Origin of the sequence: Streptomyces sp. R41, from assembly GCF_041053055.1 — a bacterium.
Taxonomy (GTDB): Bacteria; Actinomycetota; Actinomycetes; order Streptomycetales; family Streptomycetaceae; genus Streptomyces.
On record NZ_CP163443.1, the window covers coordinates 2,053,735 to 2,071,900 of the forward strand.

Here is an 18,166-nt window from a genome sequence, read left to right on the forward strand (position 1 = left end):
CAGGCAACTGGCGCTGGCGAACGGGGCCTGGGTCCCGCTCGCTACCGAACGGTACCTTCCCCGGCCGCCGTTGTGTGAACGGCCGGGGAACGTGCGAAGTGCCCGTGAGCGAGGGGCAAAACGGACCAAGTGTGGGCCCGTGGGTGTTACCCGCCCAGCTCGCCGGTGGGGGTCGTCACTCCCCGACTTCGCCGTACGCGGCGAGGAGCACGGCCGGGTCCGGGCCCTCCAGGACCGTCGGCTTGGCGAGGCCGTCGAGGACGATGAAGCGCAACAGGTTGCCGCGGGACTTCTTGTCGACCTTCATGGTCTCCAGGAGCTTGGGCCACTGGTCGTAGCGGTAGCTCAGCGGGAGACCCACGGATTCGAGAATCGTGCGGTGGCGGTCGGCGGTCGCGTCGTCCAACCGGCCCGCCAGACGGCCGAGTTCGGCGGCGAAGTGCATGCCGACGGAGACGGCCGCGCCGTGCCGCCACTTGTAGCGCTCGTTCTTCTCGATGGCGTGCGCGAGGGTGTGCCCGTAATTGAGGATCTCGCGCAGCCCGGACTCCTTGAGGTCGCCGGAGACGACCTCGGCCTTCACCTTGATGGAGCGCTCGATGAGCTCGGCGGTGTGCTGTCCTGCCGGGGTGCGGGCGGCCTGCGGGTCTTCCTCGATCAGCTCCAGGATCACCGGGTCGGCGATGAAACCGGCCTTGATGATCTCCGCGAGCCCGGAGACGAAGTCATTGACCGGCAGCGAGTCGAGCGCGGCCAGGTCGCAGAGCACGCCCGCGGGCGGGTGGAAGGAGCCCACCAGGTTCTTGCCCTCGGCGGTGTTGATGCCGGTCTTGCCGCCGACCGCCGCGTCCACCATGGCGAGCACGGTGGTGGGGACGGCGATCCAGCGCACCCCGCGCAGCCAGGTCGCCGCGACGAAACCGGCCAGGTCGGTGGTGGCGCCGCCGCCGACCCCGACGATGACGTCGGTACGGGTGAAGCCGGACTGGCCGAGCGCCTTCCAGCAGTAGGCGGCGACCTCCGCGGTCTTGGCCTCCTCCGCGTTCGGCACCTGGATGGCGACGGCTTCGAAGCCCTGTCCGGCCAGATCGGCACGGAGCGCCTCGCCGGTCTCGGCGAGCGCCTCGGGATGGATCAACGCGACGCGCTTGGCCTTGTCGCCGATCAACCCGCCCAGCTCGCCGAGGAGTTGACGGCCGACCAGGACCTCGTAGGGGTCGGTGCCCGCGGTACCGCCGACCTGGATACGGGTCACTGCCTCGCTCATGCTTCCTTCAACTCCAGTGCGTCGAGGACCGCTTGAGCGACCTCTTCGGGGGTACGGCCGTCGGTGGCCACGACGGCGCGGGCGACTTCGGTGTACAGGTGGCGGCGCGCCTCCATCAGGTCGCGCCACTGCCGGCGCGGGTTGACGGCGAGCAGCGGCCGGGCGGCGTTGAGGCCGGTGCGCTTGACCGCCTCCTCGACGTCCATCGAGAGGTAGACGACCCGGTGTCCGGCGAGCAGCCCGCGGGTGTCCTCGTCGAGGATCGCGCCGCCGCCGAGCGCCAGCACGCCGTCGTGCTCGGCGAGCGCCTTGTGCACGGCCTGCTTCTCGATCGCGCGGAAGACCGGCTCGCCCTCGTCGACGAAGATGTCGGCGATGGTGCGGCCCTGCTCGGCCACGATGTCGTCGTCCGTGTCCCGGTAGGCGCAGCCGAGCCGCTCGGCGACCAGCGCGCCCACGGTGGACTTGCCGACCCCCATCGGGCCGACGAGGACGACGCTCGGAGCGGTCACCGCACGACCAGGTTGTCGAGGTACGACTGGACGTTGCGACGGGTCTCCGGGACGCTGTCGCCGCCGAACTTCTCGGCCACCGCGTCCGCCAGGACGAGGGCGACCATGGCCTCGGCGACGATGCCCGCGGCCGGGACCGCGCACACGTCGGAGCGCTGGTGGTGCGCCTTGGCGGCCTCGCCGGTGGCGACGTCGATGGTGGCGAGCGCGCGCGGCACGGTCGCGATCGGCTTCATCGCGGCGCGGACGCGCAGCAGCTCACCGGTGGTCAGCCCGCCCTCGGTGCCGCCGGAGCGGCCGGAGGTGCGCCGGATGCCCTCGTCGGTGTGGACGATCTCGTCGTGCGCCTTGGAGCCCGGCACCCGCGCCAGCTCGAAGCCGTCGCCGACCTCGACACCCTTGATGGCCTGGATGCCCATGAGCGCGGCCGCGAGCCGGGCGTCGAGGCGCCGGTCCCAGTGCACGTGCGAGCCGAGGCCCACCGGCACGCCGTACGCCAGCACCTCGACCACGCCGCCGAGGGTGTCGCCGTCCTTGTGGGCCTGGTCGATCTCCGCGACCATCGCCTTCGACGCGTCGGCGTCCAGGCAGCGCACCGGGTCCGCGTCGAGCTTCTCGACGTCCGAGGGCTTCGGGTAGACGCCGTACGGCGCCTTCGCCGCGGCCAGCTCGACGACGTGCGAGACGATCTCGATCCCGGCCGTCTCCTTCAGGTACGAGCGGGCCACCGCGCCCAGCGCCACGCGGGCGGCGGTCTCACGGGCGGAGGCGCGCTCCAGGATCGGCCGGGCCTCGTCGAAGCCGTACTTCTGCATGCCCGCGAGGTCGGCGTGGCCGGGCCGGGGCCGGGTCAGGGGGGCGTTGCGGGCCACGTCGGCGAGAATCTCCGGGGCGACCGGGTCGGCCGCCATGACCTGCTCCCACTTGGGCCACTCGGTGTTGCCGACCATGACGGCCACCGGCGAGCCGAGGGTGAGGCCGTGCCGCACGCCGCCGAGGAAGGTGACCTCGTCGCGCTCGAACTTCATCCGCGCACCGCGTCCATAGCCCAGGCGCCGCCGGGCGAGGTGGTCCGCCACCATCTCCGTGGTGATCGGCACGCCGGCGGGAAGGCCCTCCAGCGTCGCGACAAGTGCGGGACCGTGGGACTCCCCCGCGGTCAGCCAGCGCAACCTGCTCAACGGTGCTCCTCATGCTCGCGCCCTGGTACTGCTGCTGCGTACGCGCGTCCTCGCGTACGACGACGGCGCGACCGGGTGCGCGGCCCTGGCCCGCCACCTCCGATCCTCCCACGTCTCGGTCCGGGATCCGGTCGCAGGTCCATCAGGCGGACGGCAGCCTCCAGGTAGCAGGGGCCCGTGCAGGCCGCCGCGCATCACTCCATCCGTGCCGCCGCGCTCTTGATCGCCTCGCGGATGCGGAAGTACGTGCCGCAGCGGCAGACGTTCGCGATCTCGTCGATGTCGGCGTCCGTGGGGTTCTTCGTACGCTTCAGCAGGGCGACGGCCGCCATGATCTGACCGGGCTGGCAGTAGCCGCACTGGGCCACGTCCTGCTCCAGCCAGGCCTCCTGGACGGGGTGCAGCCGGTCGCCGTCCGCGAGCCCCTCGATGGTCGTGACGTCACGGCCCGCGGCCTCGGCGACCGGAACCACGCAGGGCCGCACGGCCTCGCCGTCGAGATGGCTGGTGCAGGCCTTGCAGACGTCGATGCCGCAGCCGTACTTGGGGCCGCGGACGCCGAGCAGATCGCGCAGTGCCCAGAGCAGGGGCAGGTCGTCGGGGGCGTCGACGGTGACGGTCTTCCCGTTGACGGTGAAGGTGTGGGAGGGCATGGAAGCTCGTGCTCCTCAGGGCGAAGGGACGGCAGGACGAAGGTCGATGGGACGGCAAGAAGACAGCGGGGGCAGCGCGGGAAGAGCGGGGGTCAGCGCGGGAAGGGGGTGAAGTCGACGTCGAAGTTCACGGGGAAGCTGCGCGGCCTGGTGCCGGTGGCCCGCGCGTAGGCGTTGGCGATGGCGCCCACGGCTGCCGGAACACCCAGCTCACCCGCGCCGCCCGGCTCGTGGTCCGTCGGCAGGACGAAGATCCGTACGTCCTTCGGGGAGTCCTTCTGACGTGCGTAGTGGAACTGCGAGTAGCTCGCCTCCAGGGGGAGCCCCTTGTCGATGTGGAGCCCCGCCCGCAGCGTGGTGGAGATCGCGTCCGTGAGTCCCCCGAGCAGCTGTGCCTCCAGTCCGCGCGGATTGATCGGCCGCCCCACGTCCGCCGCGATGACCGCCCTCGTCACCCGCGGCTTCTTGGGATCGGTGGCATCGATCTCGACGAGACAGGCGGTGCAGGACTTGTACTCGTCGTGGAATCCGACGCCCTGGGCCCAGCCGGCGGGCAGCGCCCGGCCCCAGTCGCCCTCGTCCGCGACCTTGTCGAGCACGGCGCGCTGCCGGTCCGTCTTGAGGAAGGAGCGGCGGAAGGCGACCGGATCCTGGCCGAGCTTCGCCGCCAGTTCGTCGACGACGATCTCCTCGGCGCCGCGTGTGTTGGCCGAGTACACCGAGCGCCACGATCCTGTGTGCATCTTCAACGGCACTTCGGTGAGCGCCCGGGTCGTGACACCGAAGTTGTAGGGGGACTTCACCGTGGTCAGGAACAGGGTCTGCGCGAAGGTCGCGTTGCCGAGGCCGGTGGGCAGGCCGGCCGCGGCGGCGGTGATCGCGTCCCCGAGACCGTGGCGGAAGTCGGTCTCCACGGCCGCCACCTGGTGGACGAAGGTGAGCACCTGCCCTGCCGCGTAGGTGGCACGGATCCTGTGGTGGGTCGCGGGCCGCATCCGGCCGTGCCGCATGTCGTCGATCCGCGACCACATGAGCCTGACCGGGCGGCCGGTCTTCTTGGACACCACGGCCGCCTCCAGGGCCGCGTCGTAGAACAGCCGGCGCCCGAAGGAGCCGCCCGACTGCACCACATGGACCTTGACCTTGCTCACCGGCAGTCCGACGGCCTGCGCGATGGCCGCCTGGGCGACGATCGGCGACTTCATGCCCGACCAGATCTCGGCCCCGTCCGCGCGTACGTCGGCCACGGCGGAGTTGGTCTCCATCGGCGCGTGACTCGCGAAGGCGAAGTCGAACTCGGCGTCCACCTTCTTGACCAGAAGCCCGAGCAGATCCAGTGACGGCGTGGCGGCCTTCAGCTTCGCGCGGATGTCGTCGTCCGAGAGCGCGTCGACCGTGCCGCCGCCCCAGGTGACGTCCAGGGCCTCCTTGGCGTCGAGTGCCTGACCGAAGGTCTCGGCGACCACGGCGACGCCGGTGTCGATGGTGACCACCTCGAGGACGCCGGGCATGGCGCGTACGACGGCCTCGTTGTTGACCGACTTCACCGTGCCGTTGATGCTCGGCGGCCGGCGCACCATGCAGGGCTTGGCGCCGGGGACGTCGAGGTCGAGCGTGTACGCGTGCTTGCCGGTGACCAGCGCGCGGGCGTCGATGCGGGAAGTGGGGGTGCCGACGAGAGTGTGCTCGGACTCCCTCTTGGGCGTGACGGTCAGCGCGCCCAGGTCGAGGGAGGCGGCACCTGCCGACAGCGTGCCGTAGGAAGCGGTGCGGCCGTCCGGTGCGGTCACCACTCCTTGACGGACCGTCAAGTCATGGGCGTTCAAGCCCCATTGCTGCGCGGCCGCGCCCACCATGCGGGCCCGCGCGGCCGCTGCCGTGTGCCGTACGGGGTCGTACAGCGAACGGATGGAGTTGGAGCTGCCGGTCAGCTGGTTGAACAGCAACTCGGGCCGGGCGTCCTCCAGTTGGACGCGTACGCGGTCGAGCGGTGTGTCCAGCTCCTCGGCCACCAGCATGGCGACCGCCGTGGTCAGGCCCTGCCCGACCTCCTCGCGCGGCAGCCGGAAGTGCACGATGCCGTCCTCGTCGACGCTGAGGACCAGCATGCCGGCGGTGGGCTTGCCCGCCAGGATGAGCAGATCGCCGAGGTCGACCAGATCGGCCGGCGCCGGCGGCGTGGGAATCGCCGCCTCCGCGGTGTCGGGGCCGATGACGTCCAGACCGATCCTGGTCGCAACGGCCAAGGCGGGCGCGGCCACCAGGTAGGTGAGGAAGCTGCGCCTGGCGTGTCCAGTCATGGGGGCTCCGTTCACGCGCCCGTCACCGTCGTCGGGCCGCCCGGAGATCTTTACCGGAGGTAAGCCCCGCACTCAAGAGCGCACACATGATCGGACCATCAGCCGCCAACCCCTCACAGGCCCCCCCCCGCCGAACCCCTACCGGGCGGCGAGCGCGTGCTCCCCCGCCTTCCGCATGGCGTCGATCGGAGCGGGCGAACGACCCGTCATCTGCTCCACCTGGAGCACCGCCTGGTGCACCAGCAGGTCGAGACCGCTGACCACGGCACCGCCGTACGCGGACCAGCGCGCCGCGAGGGCCGTGGGCCACGGGTCGTACAGCACGTCGAAGAGGGTCGCGGGCCGCTCCGGGACGGCGGCGGCGAGCGCGTCCGTGGCGCCGGCCGGGGTCGTGGCGATCACCAGCGGCGCCCGCAACGCCTGCTCCGCTTCCGCCCAGTCCTCGATCCGCACCTCGAGGTCGAGCCGCTCGCCCCACTGCCGCATTTCGGCGGCCCGCGCCTCGCTGCGGACGTACGCGACGACCTCGCCGGTGCAGACCCGGGCGAGCGCGGCCAGCGCGGAGGACGCGGTGGCGCCCGCGCCGAGGACGGCGGCGGAGTCCACCTCCTCGATCCCCCGCTCCCGCAGTGCGGCGACCATCCCGGGAATGTCCGTGTTGTCGCCGACGCGTCGGCCGTCCTCGGTGAACACCACCGTGTTGACCGCCTCGACCGAGGCCGCCGTGTCGGTGATCTCGTCGAGCAGCGGAATCACCGCGCGCTTGAGCGGCATGGTCAAGGACAACCCGGCCCACTCCGGCCCGAGCTCCCCGAAGAACCCGGGCAACGCGTCCTCGTCGACCTCGAAACGGTCGTACGACCAGTCGCCGAGCCCCAGCTCCTTGTACGCGGCGCGGTGCAGCACCGGGGAGAGGGAGTGGGCGATGGGAGAACCGAGTACGGCGGCCCGGCGGGCGTCAGTTGCCCGAGCTTTCATTGAATTTTTCCTTGAGCCTCTGGAATTCGGCGTACGTCTTGGCGAATTCGGTGTTGTTCTGACCGTCGGTCGCCACGAAGTAGATCCAGCCGTCGCTCGTCGGGTTGAGCGCCGCCCTCAATGCGTCATCACCCGGGTTGCCGATCGGTCCGGGCGGCAGACCCTTCTGCGTGTACGTGTTGTACGGGTCCTTGTTGCTGTTGATCTCGGACTCGCTGATGTGGATCTTACTCTGGCCCTTCAAGTAGTTGAAGGTCGAGTCGAACTGGAGCAGCCGGTTGGTCTCGGTGTTGGTGGACTTCAGGCGGTTGTAGACGACCTCGGCCATCTTCCGGAAGTCGTCATGGGTCTTTCCTTCGGCCTGGACGAGGCTCGCGACCGTGACGAGCTGCAGCGGGTTGTCCAGGTTGAGAGTCTTGGCCTTCGCGTCGAGGTCCAGCGCGTTGTACTTCGCCGTGGCCTGCGCCACCATTTTCTTCAGTACGTCCTCGGCCTTCATACCCTTCGCCGCGGGATATGTGGCCGGGTAGAGGAATCCTTCCAGCGGGTCCTTGATAGAGCGGTTGCTGTTCGCCCAGGACGGGAGTCCGAGACTCTTGTATTCCTTCTTGGCAACCTTCGCGGTGGTGCCCTTGGCGAGGTCGAGCCTCTTGTCGATGTCCGCATAGACAATGGCGTTACGCCGCCCCGGGGCGACGATCACGTTGGCCTGGCTCTTGGGATCGAGCATCAACTTGACGGCACTCGCTGCCGACATCTCCTTCTTCAGGAGATAGGCGCCCGCCTGGATCAGTTTCCCTTTGGGATTGTTCTGCTGAGCGGACACGAAGGCGTCGACGCTTTTGACGACGCCCTTTTCCTTCAGCGCCTTACCGATGTCGTAACCGCCTGCGCCCGAAGGAATCTCGACCGACACCTGCCCAGTGCCGTCACCCGCATAGTCGGGCGCCGGGCCGAAACGATTCTGGTAGAACTGATACCCGAAATATCCGACTCCGCCGAGCCCGCCGCCGAAGACCAGCACGACCACCAGGCAAGCGCAGCCGCTGCGGCGCTTCTTGCCCTTCGTGCCACCCTTGCCGCGCCGGTCCCCACGGCCGGCCTTCGGATCGTCGTCGTCGAAGTCGTCGTCATCGTCGCCACCACCGGCGAAGAAGGCGTGTTCGCCCTGGTCGGGACCCGGGTCCCAGTCCGTCTGCGGCTCGGGTTCGGCGCGCCGACGAGCGGGCGGCTCCGGCGGCGGGTAGGCGTCGGGGGTGCCGTAGTAGTCGGGCTGCTCACCGTTGTACTGGCTCGCGTAGGGGTCGGCCGGATCGGCGGGGTACGGGACGTGCGGGTGCGTCCCGGTGCCCCAGCCACCGTCGTCGTACTGCTGCTGCCGCTGACCGCCGTACTGCTGTTGCCCCTGGTCGACGTACTGCTGACCTTGGTACTGCTGCTGCCCTTGGCCGTTGTACTGGTGCTGTGCCTGGTCCGCGTACTGCTGGTGCCCCTGAGCGGGGAACTGCTGCTGACCCTGGTCCTGATACTGCTGCTGCCCCTGACCCTGGCTCTGGTCCTGATACTGGCCCTGGCCCTGATACTGCTGCTGGCCCTGGCTGTCATACTGCTGCTGGCCGTACGCGCCCTGCTGGCCCGTGCTCCAGTCGCCGTACTGCGCCTGCTGCTGCTGTTGCGGCTGCTGCGGATAGTGCTGCGGCTGGCCGCCGTAGGGGGACTGGCCGTCGGCGGCCTGTCCTCCCCATCCGCCGTCCCCGTACAACGGGTCCTCCGGATGCCACGGTTCGGAGCCTGGGCCCCGGCCATACTCAGTCATCGATCCCCTACGAGCCGCGAGGCGGTGGCTGCTGGCGCTTGTGGCACGGCTCCCGTCCGCCTCTTTGCTGTGCGGCGGCTGTTCGAACACCACCGCATCGCGCGGAACGTTACCGTATCGCGATCAGATGACCACTTCGACGCCCTCGCCGGGAGACTTACCTGACACCCGTTCGGATTCCAGAGCCTGCTGCAGAATGATGACGGCGGCGGCCTGGTCGATCACGGACCTGCCCTTCTTGGACTTCACGCCCGAGGCCCGCAGTCCCTGACTGGCCGTCACTGTGGTCATCCTCTCGTCCACGAGCCGCACCGGAACGGGGGCGATCCCCCGGGCGAGCTCCTGGGCGAAGGCGCGGACCTTGACCGCGGCCGGGCCCTCGCCGCCCTTGAGGGAGCGAGGGAGCCCGACGACGACCTCGATCGGCTCGTACTCCTCGACGAGTTGCCCCAGCCGGCGATGGGCGGCCGGGATGTCACGCCCCGGGACCGTCTCCACCGGTGTCGCGAGGATCCCGTCGGGATCGCACGAGGCGACCCCGATGCGGGCGTCCCCGACATCGATGGCGAGACGACGTCCTCTACGCATGTCCCTGGCCTTACTTGGCCGTCTCGGCGACCAGGCGCTCGACCGCGTCGACGGCCTCGCCGATGGCGGCCGGGTTCTGGCCGCCGCCCTGGGCGACGTCCGGCTTGCCGCCACCGCCGCCGCCGAGGGTCTTGGCGGCCGTGCGGACCAGGTCGCCGGCCTTGAGGCCGCGCTCGCGGGCGGCGTCGTTGGTGGCGATGACCGTCAGCGGCTTGCCGTTCGCCACGGTGAACAGGGCGACCACGGCGGCACGGCCGCCCTGGATGCGGCCGCGCACGTCGAGGACCAGCTTGCGCAGGTCGTCGGCGGTGGTGCCGTCCGGGACCCGGCCGGTGACCAGGGCGACGCCGTGCACGTCCTTGGCGGACTCGACGAGACCGGCGGCGGCCTGCAGGACCTTCTCCGCGCGGAACTTCTCGATCTCCTTCTCGGCGTCCTTCAGCTTGCCGAGCATGGCGGAGATCTTCTCCGGGAGCTCCTCCGGACGGCCCTTGACCAGCTCCTGGAGCTGGGCGACGACCGTGTGCTCGCGGGCCAGGAAGTTGTAGGCGTCGACGCCGACCAGGGCCTCGATGCGGCGGACGCCGGAGCCGATCGACGACTCGCCGAGCAGCTTCACCAGGCCGAGCTGGGCGGTGTTGTGGACGTGCGTGCCGCCGCACAGCTCCTTGGAGAAGTCGCCGATGGTGACGACGCGGACGCGCTCGCCGTACTTCTCGCCGAACTCGGCGATGGCGCCCTGCTTCTTGGCCTCGTCGATGCTCATGATCTCGGCCTGGACGTCCAGGTCGCGGGCGAGCACCTCGTTGATCTGCTGCTCGACGTCGGTCATCACGGCCGTCGGTACGGCGGACGGGGAGCCGAAGTCGAAGCGGAAGCGGCCGGGCTGGTTCTCCGAACCGGCCTGGGCGGCCGTCGGGCCGAGGGCGTCGCGAAGGGCCTGGTGCGTGAGGTGCGTGGCCGAGTGGGCGCGGGCGATGGCCTTGCGACGGCGTTCGTCGATGGAGGCCTGGGCCTTGGCGCCGACGGTCACCTCGCCGACCTGGACGACGCCCTTGTGGACGTACACACCCGGGACCGGCTTCTGGCAGTCGCGGATCTCGATGATGGCTCCGGTGTCCACCTTGATGCGGCCGGTGTCGCCGATCTGGCCGCCGCCCTCGGCGTAGAACGGGGTGCGGTCGAGGACGATCTCGACCTCGTCGCCCTCGGTGGCGGCGGGCGACGAGGCACCGTCGACCAGGATGCCGACGATCGTCGACTCGCCCTCGGTGCGGTCGTAGCCGATGAAGTCGGTCTCACCGGCGGCGTCGGCGATCTGGCGGTAGGCGCCGAGGTCGGCGTGGCCGGTCTTCTTGGCCCGGGCGTCGGCCTTGGCCTGGTCCCGCTGCTGCTTCATCAGGCGCCGGAAGCCGTCCTCGTCCACGGAAAGGCCCTGTTCGGCGGCCATTTCGAGGGTGAGGTCGATCGGGAAGCCCCAGGTGTCGTGGAGCAGGAAGGCCTTGTCACCGGGGAGTACCTTGCCGCCGGCGGCCTTGGTCTCCGTGACGGCGGTGTCGAGGATGTTCGTGCCGGCCTTCAGCGTCTTGACGAAGGCGGCCTCCTCGGCGAGGGCCACCGTCTCGATGCGCTGCCGGTCGGAGACGAGCTCCGGGTACTGCTGGCCCATCATCTCGATGACGACGTCGATGAGGTCCTTGACGACCGGACCGGTGGCGCCGAGCAGCCGCATGTTGCGGATGGCGCGGCGCATGATGCGGCGCAGCACGTAGCCGCGGCCCTCGTTGCCGGGGGTGACGCCGTCGCCGATGAGCATCACGGACGTCCGCATGTGGTCGGTGACCACGCGCAGCGAGACGTCGGAGTCATGGGCGGCGCCGTACTCGACGCCCGTCAGCTCGGTGGCCTTCTTGATGACGGCCATGGAGGTGTCGATCTCGTACATGTTCTGCACGCCCTGCAGAATCATGGCGAGGCGTTCCATGCCGAGGCCGGTGTCGATGTTCTTGCTGGGCAGCTCGCCGAGGATCTCGAAGTCCTCCTTCGAGGTGCCCTCGCCACGCTCGTACTGCATGAAGACCAGGTTCCAGATCTCCACGTACCGCTCGTCGTTGACGGCCGGGCCGCCCTCGACGCCGAACTCGGGGCCACGGTCGTAGTTGATCTCGGAACACGGGCCGCAGGGGCCCGGGACGCCCATGGACCAGTAGTTGTCCTTCTTGCCGAGGCGCTGGATGCGCTCGGCGGGGACACCGATCTTGTCGCGCCAGATGGCCTCGGCCTCGTCGTCCTCCAGGTAGACCGTGATCCACAGGCGCTCGGGGTCGAGCCCGTAACCACCCTTGTCCTGGGGCGAGGTGAGCAGCTCCCAGGCGTGGGTGATGGCGCCTTCCTTGAAGTAGTCACCGAAGGAGAAGTTGCCGCACATCTGGAAGAACGTGCCGTGCCGGGTGGTCTTGCCGACCTCTTCGATGTCGGGCGTGCGCACGCACTTCTGCACGCTGGTGGCGCGCGCGAAGGGCGGCTTGACCTCGCCGAGGAAGTACGGCTTGAAGGGGACCATGCCGGCCGGGACGAGGAGCAGAGTCGGGTCGTCCGCGATGAGCGACGCCGAAGGGACGACGGTGTGACCGCGCTCCTCGAAGAAGCTCAACCAGCGGCGGCGAATCTCGGCCGACTCCATCAGTGGTCCTCATTCCGGTTGTACGAGTACGTCGACCTCTCGACGTACGTCGGGTTCTTGCTGTACTTCGGGTTGTTGCTGTTCTCGATGGCCGTGACGCGCCGGGGGGCGGGGAGTTCGGGATGGGTGTCGAGCCCGAGCGCCTCGTCGAGTTCGGCCTCCCGCTGGGCCATGCCGTCGCGGACGTCGAGCGCGAAGTCCTTGAGCCGGTGGCCCGCCTCGATCGCCTTGTTCGCGGCCTGTGCCGCGAGGCTTTCGGGGGTCAGCTGCCTGAGCTTGCGGTTGACCTTGGTGGTGGCCCACACACCAGCGGCTGCGCCGGCGGTGAACCAGAACGTACGGCGGAACATCGCTGCGTCAGTCCTTCTTCCGCTTTCCCCGTCGCGCGGACGGGACGGTGCGGCCCACGATCACGGTACGTCGGGACGCCTTGTCGGGCACATTCTCACGACGGCCTCCGATGGCCCGGCGCACGCCGTAGCCGAACGCCGCGACCTTCACCAGGGGGCCGCCGAAGGTGGAGGCGACGGTGGACGACAGCGCCGACGCGTTCGACGTGACCTCCTGGACGTCCGACGCGATGGCGTCGACCCGCTCGATCTGCGTCTGTGCGGAGCGCACGGCCGCGGAGGCGTCTGCCAGGAGCGGGACGGCCTGGTCGGTCACGTCCGCGACGAGCTTGGTGGTCGCCCTGAGCGTCTGGGCCAGCCTCGCCAGCGCGACGGCGAGGAAGGAGACCAGGATCGCCCAGAAGACGGCCACCAGGATGCCGGCCACCTCTCCACCGGACACTGGCGCACCTGCTCCCTGATACGTGCATTGAACATCGGAACCAAAAAATCAGTCCCCCGAGCCTATCGCGCCGGGGCTGCCGCTCCGTACCGCATTAACGGCTGCCCGCGGCGGAGTTACGCGAAGCGATTGTACGGACCGCTTACGGGTCAGTACGCTCCGTGTCCCATGCGAGATTCTCAGCGCTCCGCCCCTGCGGCACCCGGCAATCTGCCCCTGGAACTCAACGCGTTCGTGGGACGCTCGGCCGAACTCACGCGGCTGACCGAGGCACTGGGGACGGCCCGCCTGGTGACCGTGACGGGCATGGGCGGCGTGGGCAAGTCGCGGCTGGCGGCGCACGCCGCGGCGCGGACGGACGTGCGCGACGGGGCCTGGCGTGTGGAACTGTCCGCGGTGCGCGATCCGGACCTCGTCGAGTACGCGGTCGTCGAGGCCCTCGGTCTGACGGATCAGACGTCGCGGCCGCCGCGCCGGGTGCTGCTCGACCATCTCGCCGAGCGTCAACTCCTCCTCGTCCTCGACGGGTTCGAGCATCTGGTGGACGCGTGCGCCTCGCTGGTGGGCGAGCTGCTGCGGCGCGTGCCCGGGCTTCGCGTGCTGGCCGTGGGGCGCAGACCGCTGGAGGTCGGTGGCGAGCGGCTGTTCCCGCTGGCGCCGCTGACCGAGCCGGAGGCGGCGGAGCTGTTCGCGCAGCGGGCGGCGGCCCGGGTCCCGCGGTTCGCCCTGCACGACGGCAACCGGTCCGATGTACGGGAGCTGTGCCGGCGCCTGGACGGGATCCCGCTCGCGCTCGAACTGGCGGCGGGGCGGCTGGCTGCCCTCTCCCCCACACAGCTGCTGTCCCGGCTCGAGGACCGGTTCCGGCTGCTGACCGGCGGCGCGCGTGACGCGCCGCCACGACACCAGACCTTACGTACGGCGATCGGCTGGAGCCATGAGCTGTGCACGCCCGAGGAGCGACTGCTGTGGGCGCGGCTCTCGGTGTTCGCCGGGCAGTTCGACCTGGAAGCCGCCGAGTACGTGTGCAGTGGAGACGGGCTGCACTCCGACGACGTCCTCGACGTGTTGGGCGAACTGCTCGCGCAGTCGGTGCTGTCCCGCGAGGAGACGGCGGCGGGCGTGCGCTATCGGATGCTGGACACGGTCCGGGCGTACGGCGCGGACTGGCTGGAGGCGACGGGCGACGCGGACCGGCTGCACCGCCGTCACCGCGACTGGTACATGGGGCTGGCCACCTGGTGCGAGCTGGACTGGTTCTCGCCGCGGCAGGGCGAGGTCGCCGCGCGCGTCGACACGGAGCTGCCGAATCTGCGCCGCGCCCTGGAGCACTGTCTGACCGAGCCGGGCGAGGTTCATCTGGGCCAGTACCTGGCGGGCAGCCTGTGGTTCTACTGGGTCGGCTGCGGCCGGCTGTCGGAGGGCCGGCACTGGCTGGAGCGCAGCCTTGACGCGGAGGACGGAACGCAGGAGCAGTCGCGGCTCAAGGCGCTGTGGGTGCTCGGCTATGTGGCGGTCCTCCAGGGCGACACCGTGCCCGCGCTGTCCGCGCTCATGGAGTGCCGTGAGGAGGCGGAGCGCAGGGGCAACGCGACCGCGGTGGCATACGCCGAGCACCGCACCGGCTGTCTGGCGCTGGTCACGGACGACATGGCGCGTGCCGAAACCTTGCTGCGCTCGGCGCTGGACCGCTATCACGAGATCGGCGAGCTCAACAGCAATGTGCTGATGGGCCAGGTCGAGCTGGCGATGACTCTGGCGTTCCAGGGCGATCTGCCGGGCGCGGTGAAGCTGTGCGCGGACGTCCGCCGGGTCTGCGAGGACCACGGGGAGCGCTGGGCGCTGGCGTACGCGCTGTACGTCCTGGCGTACGAGGCTTTGGCCGAGGGAGATACGGCGCGGGCCCGGGACCTCCTTCAGGAGTGCCTCGGCATCGCGCACACCTTCCACGATCTGCTCGGCACGGTCCTCTCGGTGGAGCTGCTCGCGCTGGTCACGGCGGTGGTGGGCGATCCGGCCGAGGCCGCGGTGCTGCAGGGGGCGGCGTCCCGGATGTGGCCGTCGGTGGGTCTGCCGCTGTTCGGCTCGGCGCACTACAACGCGCCGCACGAGCGGTGCGAGGCCATGGCCCGGGAGCGGCTGGGCGACGAGCGGTACGCGGAGTGCGTTCGGGTCGGCGCGCGGCTCGAACAGGAAGCGGCGGTGGCCCGGGCACTGGGGCCGGCCGACGGCGCCCGCACGCTCGGTGCGGTGCCCTCGCAGCGCAGGCTTCCCCCGGAAAATCGAGAACCCGCCGTCTCGCCCACTTCGAAGGGTGGGGAGACGACGGGCTGACGCGCAGGTGGTGCTACGTCCGCAGGAAGATCAGCGGGCGTAGTACTCGACGACGAGCTGCTCGTCGCAGATCACCGGGATCTCCTTGCGGTTCGGCTCACGGTCCAGGCGGAAGGCCAGGGCGCGGAGGTTCACCTGGAGGTAGCGCGGGGTCTCGCCGTCGGGGGCGAAGCCGCCCTCGCGGGAAACCTGGAACAGGGTCTTCTCGCGGCTGCGCTCGCGGACCATCACGACGTCGTCGGGCTTGACGCGGAAGGACGGCTTGTCGACCTTCTGGCCGTTGACCTCGATGTGGCCGTGAACGACCATCTGGCGGGCCTGGTAGATCGTGCGGGCGATGCCCGAACGCAGGACCAGCGCGTCGAGACGACGCTCCAGCTCGATGATCAGGGCCTCACCGGTCTTGCCCTGGACCTTGGAGGCACGCTCGTAGGCGCGGACGAGCTGGCGCTCGGACACGTCGTACTGCGCGCGCAGACGCTGCTTCTCGAGCAGACGGACCTTGTAGTCCGAGTTCTGCTTGCGGCCACGGCCGTGCTCACCCGGCGGGTAGGGGCGGGCCTCGAAGTACTTGACGGCCTTCGGGGTCAGCGCGATACCGAGGGCACGCGACTTCTTGACCTTGGGGCGGGACTGATTCGCCACTTTTTCTCTTTCCTTGATTTCGGCTCACCAGAGTTAAGGGAGGTCGCAATCCGCAGCCTGGGAAACCCTGCGGGTCCTTACGGACCTGCTGGGCAGCCGCTCCCTGGTCTGGGCACATACGTGCAGCACGCGAGTGGCCCACCGACCGCTCCGGAAGACCGGGTGGTGGTGGGCTGCCCGCGACACCTTCGACGGTGCGCGACGCTCCTGGAATCCCTCCGTGGAGGCAGGGGCTCCGGCTGGATGTCCCGTTCTGGTGGTGCCGACCGGAGCCGGACACGGGACGCAGCGCTTCAGGTCATCTTACAGGGCGGTCAGGAGCGCTTTCGACCAGAGGGCCGCAGCGCCCGTGCCCGGTGGCATCAGGGCTTTCCCCGGCCGAGATGCTTCCTGGTCCACTCCACCGCGTCCGCGTACCGCGCCTCGGCGCCGTGCCGGGTCGGCGTGTAGTACTCCCGGTCCTTGAGCTCCTCCGGGGCGTACTGCTGGGCGGCGATCCCTTCGGGCAGGTCGTGCGGATACACGTACCCCTGGGCGTGCCCCAGTTTGGCCGCGCCCTTGTAGTGCCCGTCGCGCAGGTGGAGCGGCACGGGCCCCGCGTGCCCCTTGCGTACGTCCTCCATGGCGGCGCCGATCGCCATCGTCGCGGCGTTGGACTTCGGGGCCAGGGCGAGGGCGATGGTGGCGTGGCTGAGGGTGAGCGCGGCCTCGGGGAAGCCGATCATCGCGACGGCCTGGGCGGCGGCCACGGCTATGGGCAGCGCGTTCGGATCGGCGAGGCCGATGTCCTCGCTGGCGGAGATCATCAGTCGGCGGGCGATGAAGCGGGGGTCCTCACCGGCCTCGATCATCCGGGCCAGGTAGTGCAGTGCCGCGTCCACGTCCGAGCCGCGGATGGACTTGATGAGCGCGCTCGCCACGTCGTAGTGCTGGTCGCCGTCGCGGTCGTACTTCACGGCGGCGCGGTCGACGGTCTCCTCCAGGGTCTGGAGGCTGATCTCCGTCTCGCCCTTGTCGAGCGCGGCGCCGGCCGCGGCCTCCAGGGCGGTCAGGGCGCGGCGGGCGTCCCCGCCGGCGATCCGCAGCAGGTGCTCCTCGGTGTCCTCGGGAAGCGTGACGGCGTCCTTGAGGCCGCGCTCGTCGGTCAGCGCGCGCTTGACGAGGCCGCGCAGGTCGTCGTCCGTCAGCGGTTCGAGGGTGAGGAGGAGGGAGCGGGAGAGGAGGGGGGAGATCACCGAGAAGTACGGGTTCTCGGTGGTCGCCGCGATCAAGGTCACCCAGCGGTTCTCGACCGCGGGCAGCAGGGAGTCCTGCTGGGCCTTGCTGAAGCGGTGGATCTCGTCGAGGAAGAGGACGGTCTCCTTGCCGAAGCCGCCGGTGGCACGGCGTGCTCCGTCGATGACCGCGCGTACTTCCTTGACGCCCGCGGTGATCGCCGACAGCTCCACGAAGCGCTTGTTGGTGGCCTTGGACACCACATAGGCGAGGGTCGTCTTGCCCGTGCCGGGCGGACCCCAGAGGATCACCGAGGACGGTCCGGCCGGGCCGCCGTTCCCCTCGCCGACGAGTCTGCGCAAGGGCGATCCCGGCTTCAGCAGATGCTGCTGGCCCACGACTTCGTCGAGGGTGCGCGGGCGCATCCGTACCGCCAGGGGACTGGCGGACGGGTCCTTCTCCTGGCGTTCTTCTGCTGCGGCGGTGAACAGGTCGGGCTCCACGTGCAAAACCCTATGTCACGCCACTGACAACGCCGCCGGGCCCGGGAGAACAGCGGGGCTCAGCTGGTCCAGAAGTCCCACCAGCGGGTCAGGATCAGCATCCCGATGATGCCGATGTGCAGCACCGGCAGGACCCAGGTGAACTCGCCGAAGAAGCTCTTCAGCCAGCGCGGGGCGGGCAGGAAGTCCTTGCGGATGTTGGACGAGGTCACGTACCAGAACATGATGATCGTCGCGACCCAGGCCAGGGAGCACCACAGGCACAGCGAGTTGATGCGGTACAGCGACTGGAACTGCAGCCAGGTGCAGAATCCCACCCCGAAGAGCGTGCCGAAGTTGAAGGTCAGCCAGTACCAGCGCGGGAAGGTGGCCCGGGCGAGCAGACTCATGCCGACGCAGATGACGATGCCGTAGGCGACGAGGCCGAGCATGGGGTTGGGGAAACCGAAGGCCGAGGCCTGGTCGCTCTTCATGATGTTGCCGCAGGAGACGACCGGGTTCAGGCTGCACCCGGGCACGAAGTTCGGGTTCTCCAGCAGCTTGAACTTGTCGATCGTGATGACCCACGCGGCGAGGAGACCGGCCGCACCGGTGATCACCAGCAGCAGGGCGAGGGCACGGCTGCCGCCGACCGTCCGGGGAGCGGCGACGCTTTCCTGGTCGGTCGGGACGTCCTTGACTGTCGTCTTGCTCATCACG

Annotated in this window: 15 protein-coding genes; 1 reads left to right on the forward strand and 14 read right to left on the reverse strand. The window is 69.9% G+C overall.

What is annotated here, in order from left to right; genetic code table 11:
- Positions 1 to 175 precede the first annotated feature (175 nt).
- The 11 genes from aroB to AB5J53_RS09775 all read right to left on the reverse strand — a co-directional run bounded on the left by aroB (position 176) and on the right by AB5J53_RS09775 (position 12,770).
- Positions 176 to 1,267 (reverse strand): 3-dehydroquinate synthase, encoded by a 1,092-nt coding sequence (gene aroB / locus AB5J53_RS09725; RefSeq protein WP_369245222.1) that lies wholly within the window; start codon positions 1,265 to 1,267, stop codon positions 176 to 178.
- Positions 1,264 to 1,746 (reverse strand): shikimate kinase, encoded by a 483-nt coding sequence (locus tag AB5J53_RS09730; RefSeq protein WP_369252134.1) that lies wholly within the window; start codon positions 1,744 to 1,746, stop codon positions 1,264 to 1,266. Before AB5J53_RS09730 ends, aroB begins: the two co-directional genes overlap by 4 nt.
- A gap of 29 nt (positions 1,747 to 1,775) precedes the next feature.
- A complete protein-coding gene (gene aroC / locus AB5J53_RS09735) occupies positions 1,776 to 2,960 on the reverse strand; it encodes a chorismate synthase (protein ID WP_369245223.1) in 1,185 nt (394 codons plus the stop codon).
- Positions 2,961 to 3,154: 194 nt separating this feature from the next.
- Positions 3,155 to 3,613, reverse strand: a complete 459-nt coding sequence (locus tag AB5J53_RS09740; protein WP_369245224.1) for a (2Fe-2S)-binding protein — start codon at positions 3,611 to 3,613, stop codon at positions 3,155 to 3,157.
- A gap of 92 nt (positions 3,614 to 3,705) precedes the next feature.
- Entirely contained in the window at positions 3,706 to 5,913 is a 2,208-nt protein-coding gene (locus tag AB5J53_RS09745; protein WP_369245225.1) for a molybdopterin cofactor-binding domain-containing protein, read from the reverse strand.
- A gap of 138 nt (positions 5,914 to 6,051) precedes the next feature.
- On the reverse strand, positions 6,052 to 6,891 hold the full coding sequence (locus AB5J53_RS09750) for a shikimate dehydrogenase (protein ID WP_369245226.1): 840 nt from the start codon (positions 6,889 to 6,891) through the stop codon (positions 6,052 to 6,054).
- Positions 6,872 to 8,707: an endolytic transglycosylase MltG gene (mltG, locus tag AB5J53_RS09755; RefSeq protein WP_369245227.1), complete on the reverse strand. Its 1,836-nt coding sequence runs from the start codon at positions 8,705 to 8,707 to the stop codon at positions 6,872 to 6,874. Before mltG ends, AB5J53_RS09750 begins: the two co-directional genes overlap by 20 nt.
- 123 nt (positions 8,708 to 8,830) lie before the next feature.
- Entirely contained in the window at positions 8,831 to 9,295 is a 465-nt protein-coding gene (ruvX, locus tag AB5J53_RS09760; protein WP_369245228.1) for a Holliday junction resolvase RuvX, read from the reverse strand.
- Between the two features lie 10 nt (positions 9,296 to 9,305).
- Positions 9,306 to 11,978: an alanine--tRNA ligase gene (alaS, locus tag AB5J53_RS09765; protein ID WP_369245229.1), complete on the reverse strand. Its 2,673-nt coding sequence runs from the start codon at positions 11,976 to 11,978 to the stop codon at positions 9,306 to 9,308.
- Positions 11,978 to 12,328: a DUF6167 family protein gene (locus AB5J53_RS09770; RefSeq protein WP_369245230.1), complete on the reverse strand. Its 351-nt coding sequence runs from the start codon at positions 12,326 to 12,328 to the stop codon at positions 11,978 to 11,980. The genes alaS and AB5J53_RS09770 overlap by 1 nt, the downstream gene beginning before the upstream one ends.
- A 7-nt stretch (positions 12,329 to 12,335) precedes the next feature.
- Positions 12,336 to 12,770: a DUF948 domain-containing protein gene (locus AB5J53_RS09775; protein ID WP_189188020.1), complete on the reverse strand. Its 435-nt coding sequence runs from the start codon at positions 12,768 to 12,770 to the stop codon at positions 12,336 to 12,338.
- A gap of 168 nt (positions 12,771 to 12,938) precedes the next feature.
- Between AB5J53_RS09775 and AB5J53_RS09780 the strand changes: the two genes are divergently transcribed.
- The gene (locus AB5J53_RS09780; protein ID WP_369245231.1) at positions 12,939 to 15,104 is read left to right on the forward strand and encodes an AAA family ATPase; all 2,166 of its coding nucleotides are present in this window, start codon (positions 12,939 to 12,941) and stop codon (positions 15,102 to 15,104) included.
- Between the two features lie 30 nt (positions 15,105 to 15,134).
- Here the strand turns inward: AB5J53_RS09780 and rpsD are convergent, their stop codons facing one another.
- The 3 genes from rpsD to AB5J53_RS09795 all read right to left on the reverse strand — a co-directional run bounded on the left by rpsD (position 15,135) and on the right by AB5J53_RS09795 (position 18,162).
- Positions 15,135 to 15,749: a 30S ribosomal protein S4 gene (gene rpsD / locus AB5J53_RS09785; RefSeq protein WP_369245232.1), complete on the reverse strand. Its 615-nt coding sequence runs from the start codon at positions 15,747 to 15,749 to the stop codon at positions 15,135 to 15,137.
- Positions 15,750 to 16,111: 362 nt separating this feature from the next.
- Complete coding sequence (locus AB5J53_RS09790) at positions 16,112 to 17,467, reverse strand: replication-associated recombination protein A (RefSeq protein WP_369245233.1); 1,356 nt, start codon at positions 17,465 to 17,467, stop codon at positions 16,112 to 16,114.
- Between the two features lie 59 nt (positions 17,468 to 17,526).
- Complete coding sequence (locus tag AB5J53_RS09795; protein ID WP_369245234.1) at positions 17,527 to 18,162, reverse strand: vitamin K epoxide reductase family protein; 636 nt, start codon at positions 18,160 to 18,162, stop codon at positions 17,527 to 17,529.
- Positions 18,163 to 18,166: the final 4 nt, after the last annotated feature.

Coding starts and splice junctions, on each gene's coding strand:
- aroB (WP_369245222.1), bottom strand. CDS start 1,267: ATGAGCGAGGCAGTGACCCGTATCCAGGTCGGCGGTACCGCGGGCACC.
- AB5J53_RS09730 (WP_369252134.1), bottom strand. CDS start 1,746: ATGGGGGTCGGCAAGTCCACCGTGGGCGCGCTGGTCGCCGAGCGGCTC.
- AB5J53_RS09740 (WP_369245224.1), bottom strand. CDS start 3,613: ATGCCCTCCCACACCTTCACCGTCAACGGGAAGACCGTCACCGTCGAC.
- AB5J53_RS09745 (WP_369245225.1), bottom strand. CDS start 5,913: ATGACTGGACACGCCAGGCGCAGCTTCCTCACCTACCTGGTGGCCGCG.
- AB5J53_RS09750 (WP_369245226.1), bottom strand. CDS start 6,891: ATGAAAGCTCGGGCAACTGACGCCCGCCGGGCCGCCGTACTCGGTTCT.
- mltG (WP_369245227.1), bottom strand. CDS start 8,707: ATGACTGAGTATGGCCGGGGCCCAGGCTCCGAACCGTGGCATCCGGAG.
- ruvX (WP_369245228.1), bottom strand. CDS start 9,295: ATGCGTAGAGGACGTCGTCTCGCCATCGATGTCGGGGACGCCCGCATC.
- alaS (WP_369245229.1), bottom strand. CDS start 11,978: ATGGAGTCGGCCGAGATTCGCCGCCGCTGGTTGAGCTTCTTCGAGGAG.
- AB5J53_RS09770 (WP_369245230.1), bottom strand. CDS start 12,328: ATGTTCCGCCGTACGTTCTGGTTCACCGCCGGCGCAGCCGCTGGTGTG.
- AB5J53_RS09780 (WP_369245231.1), top strand. CDS start 12,939: ATGCGAGATTCTCAGCGCTCCGCCCCTGCGGCACCCGGCAATCTGCCC.
- AB5J53_RS09795 (WP_369245234.1), bottom strand. CDS start 18,162: ATGAGCAAGACGACAGTCAAGGACGTCCCGACCGACCAGGAAAGCGTC.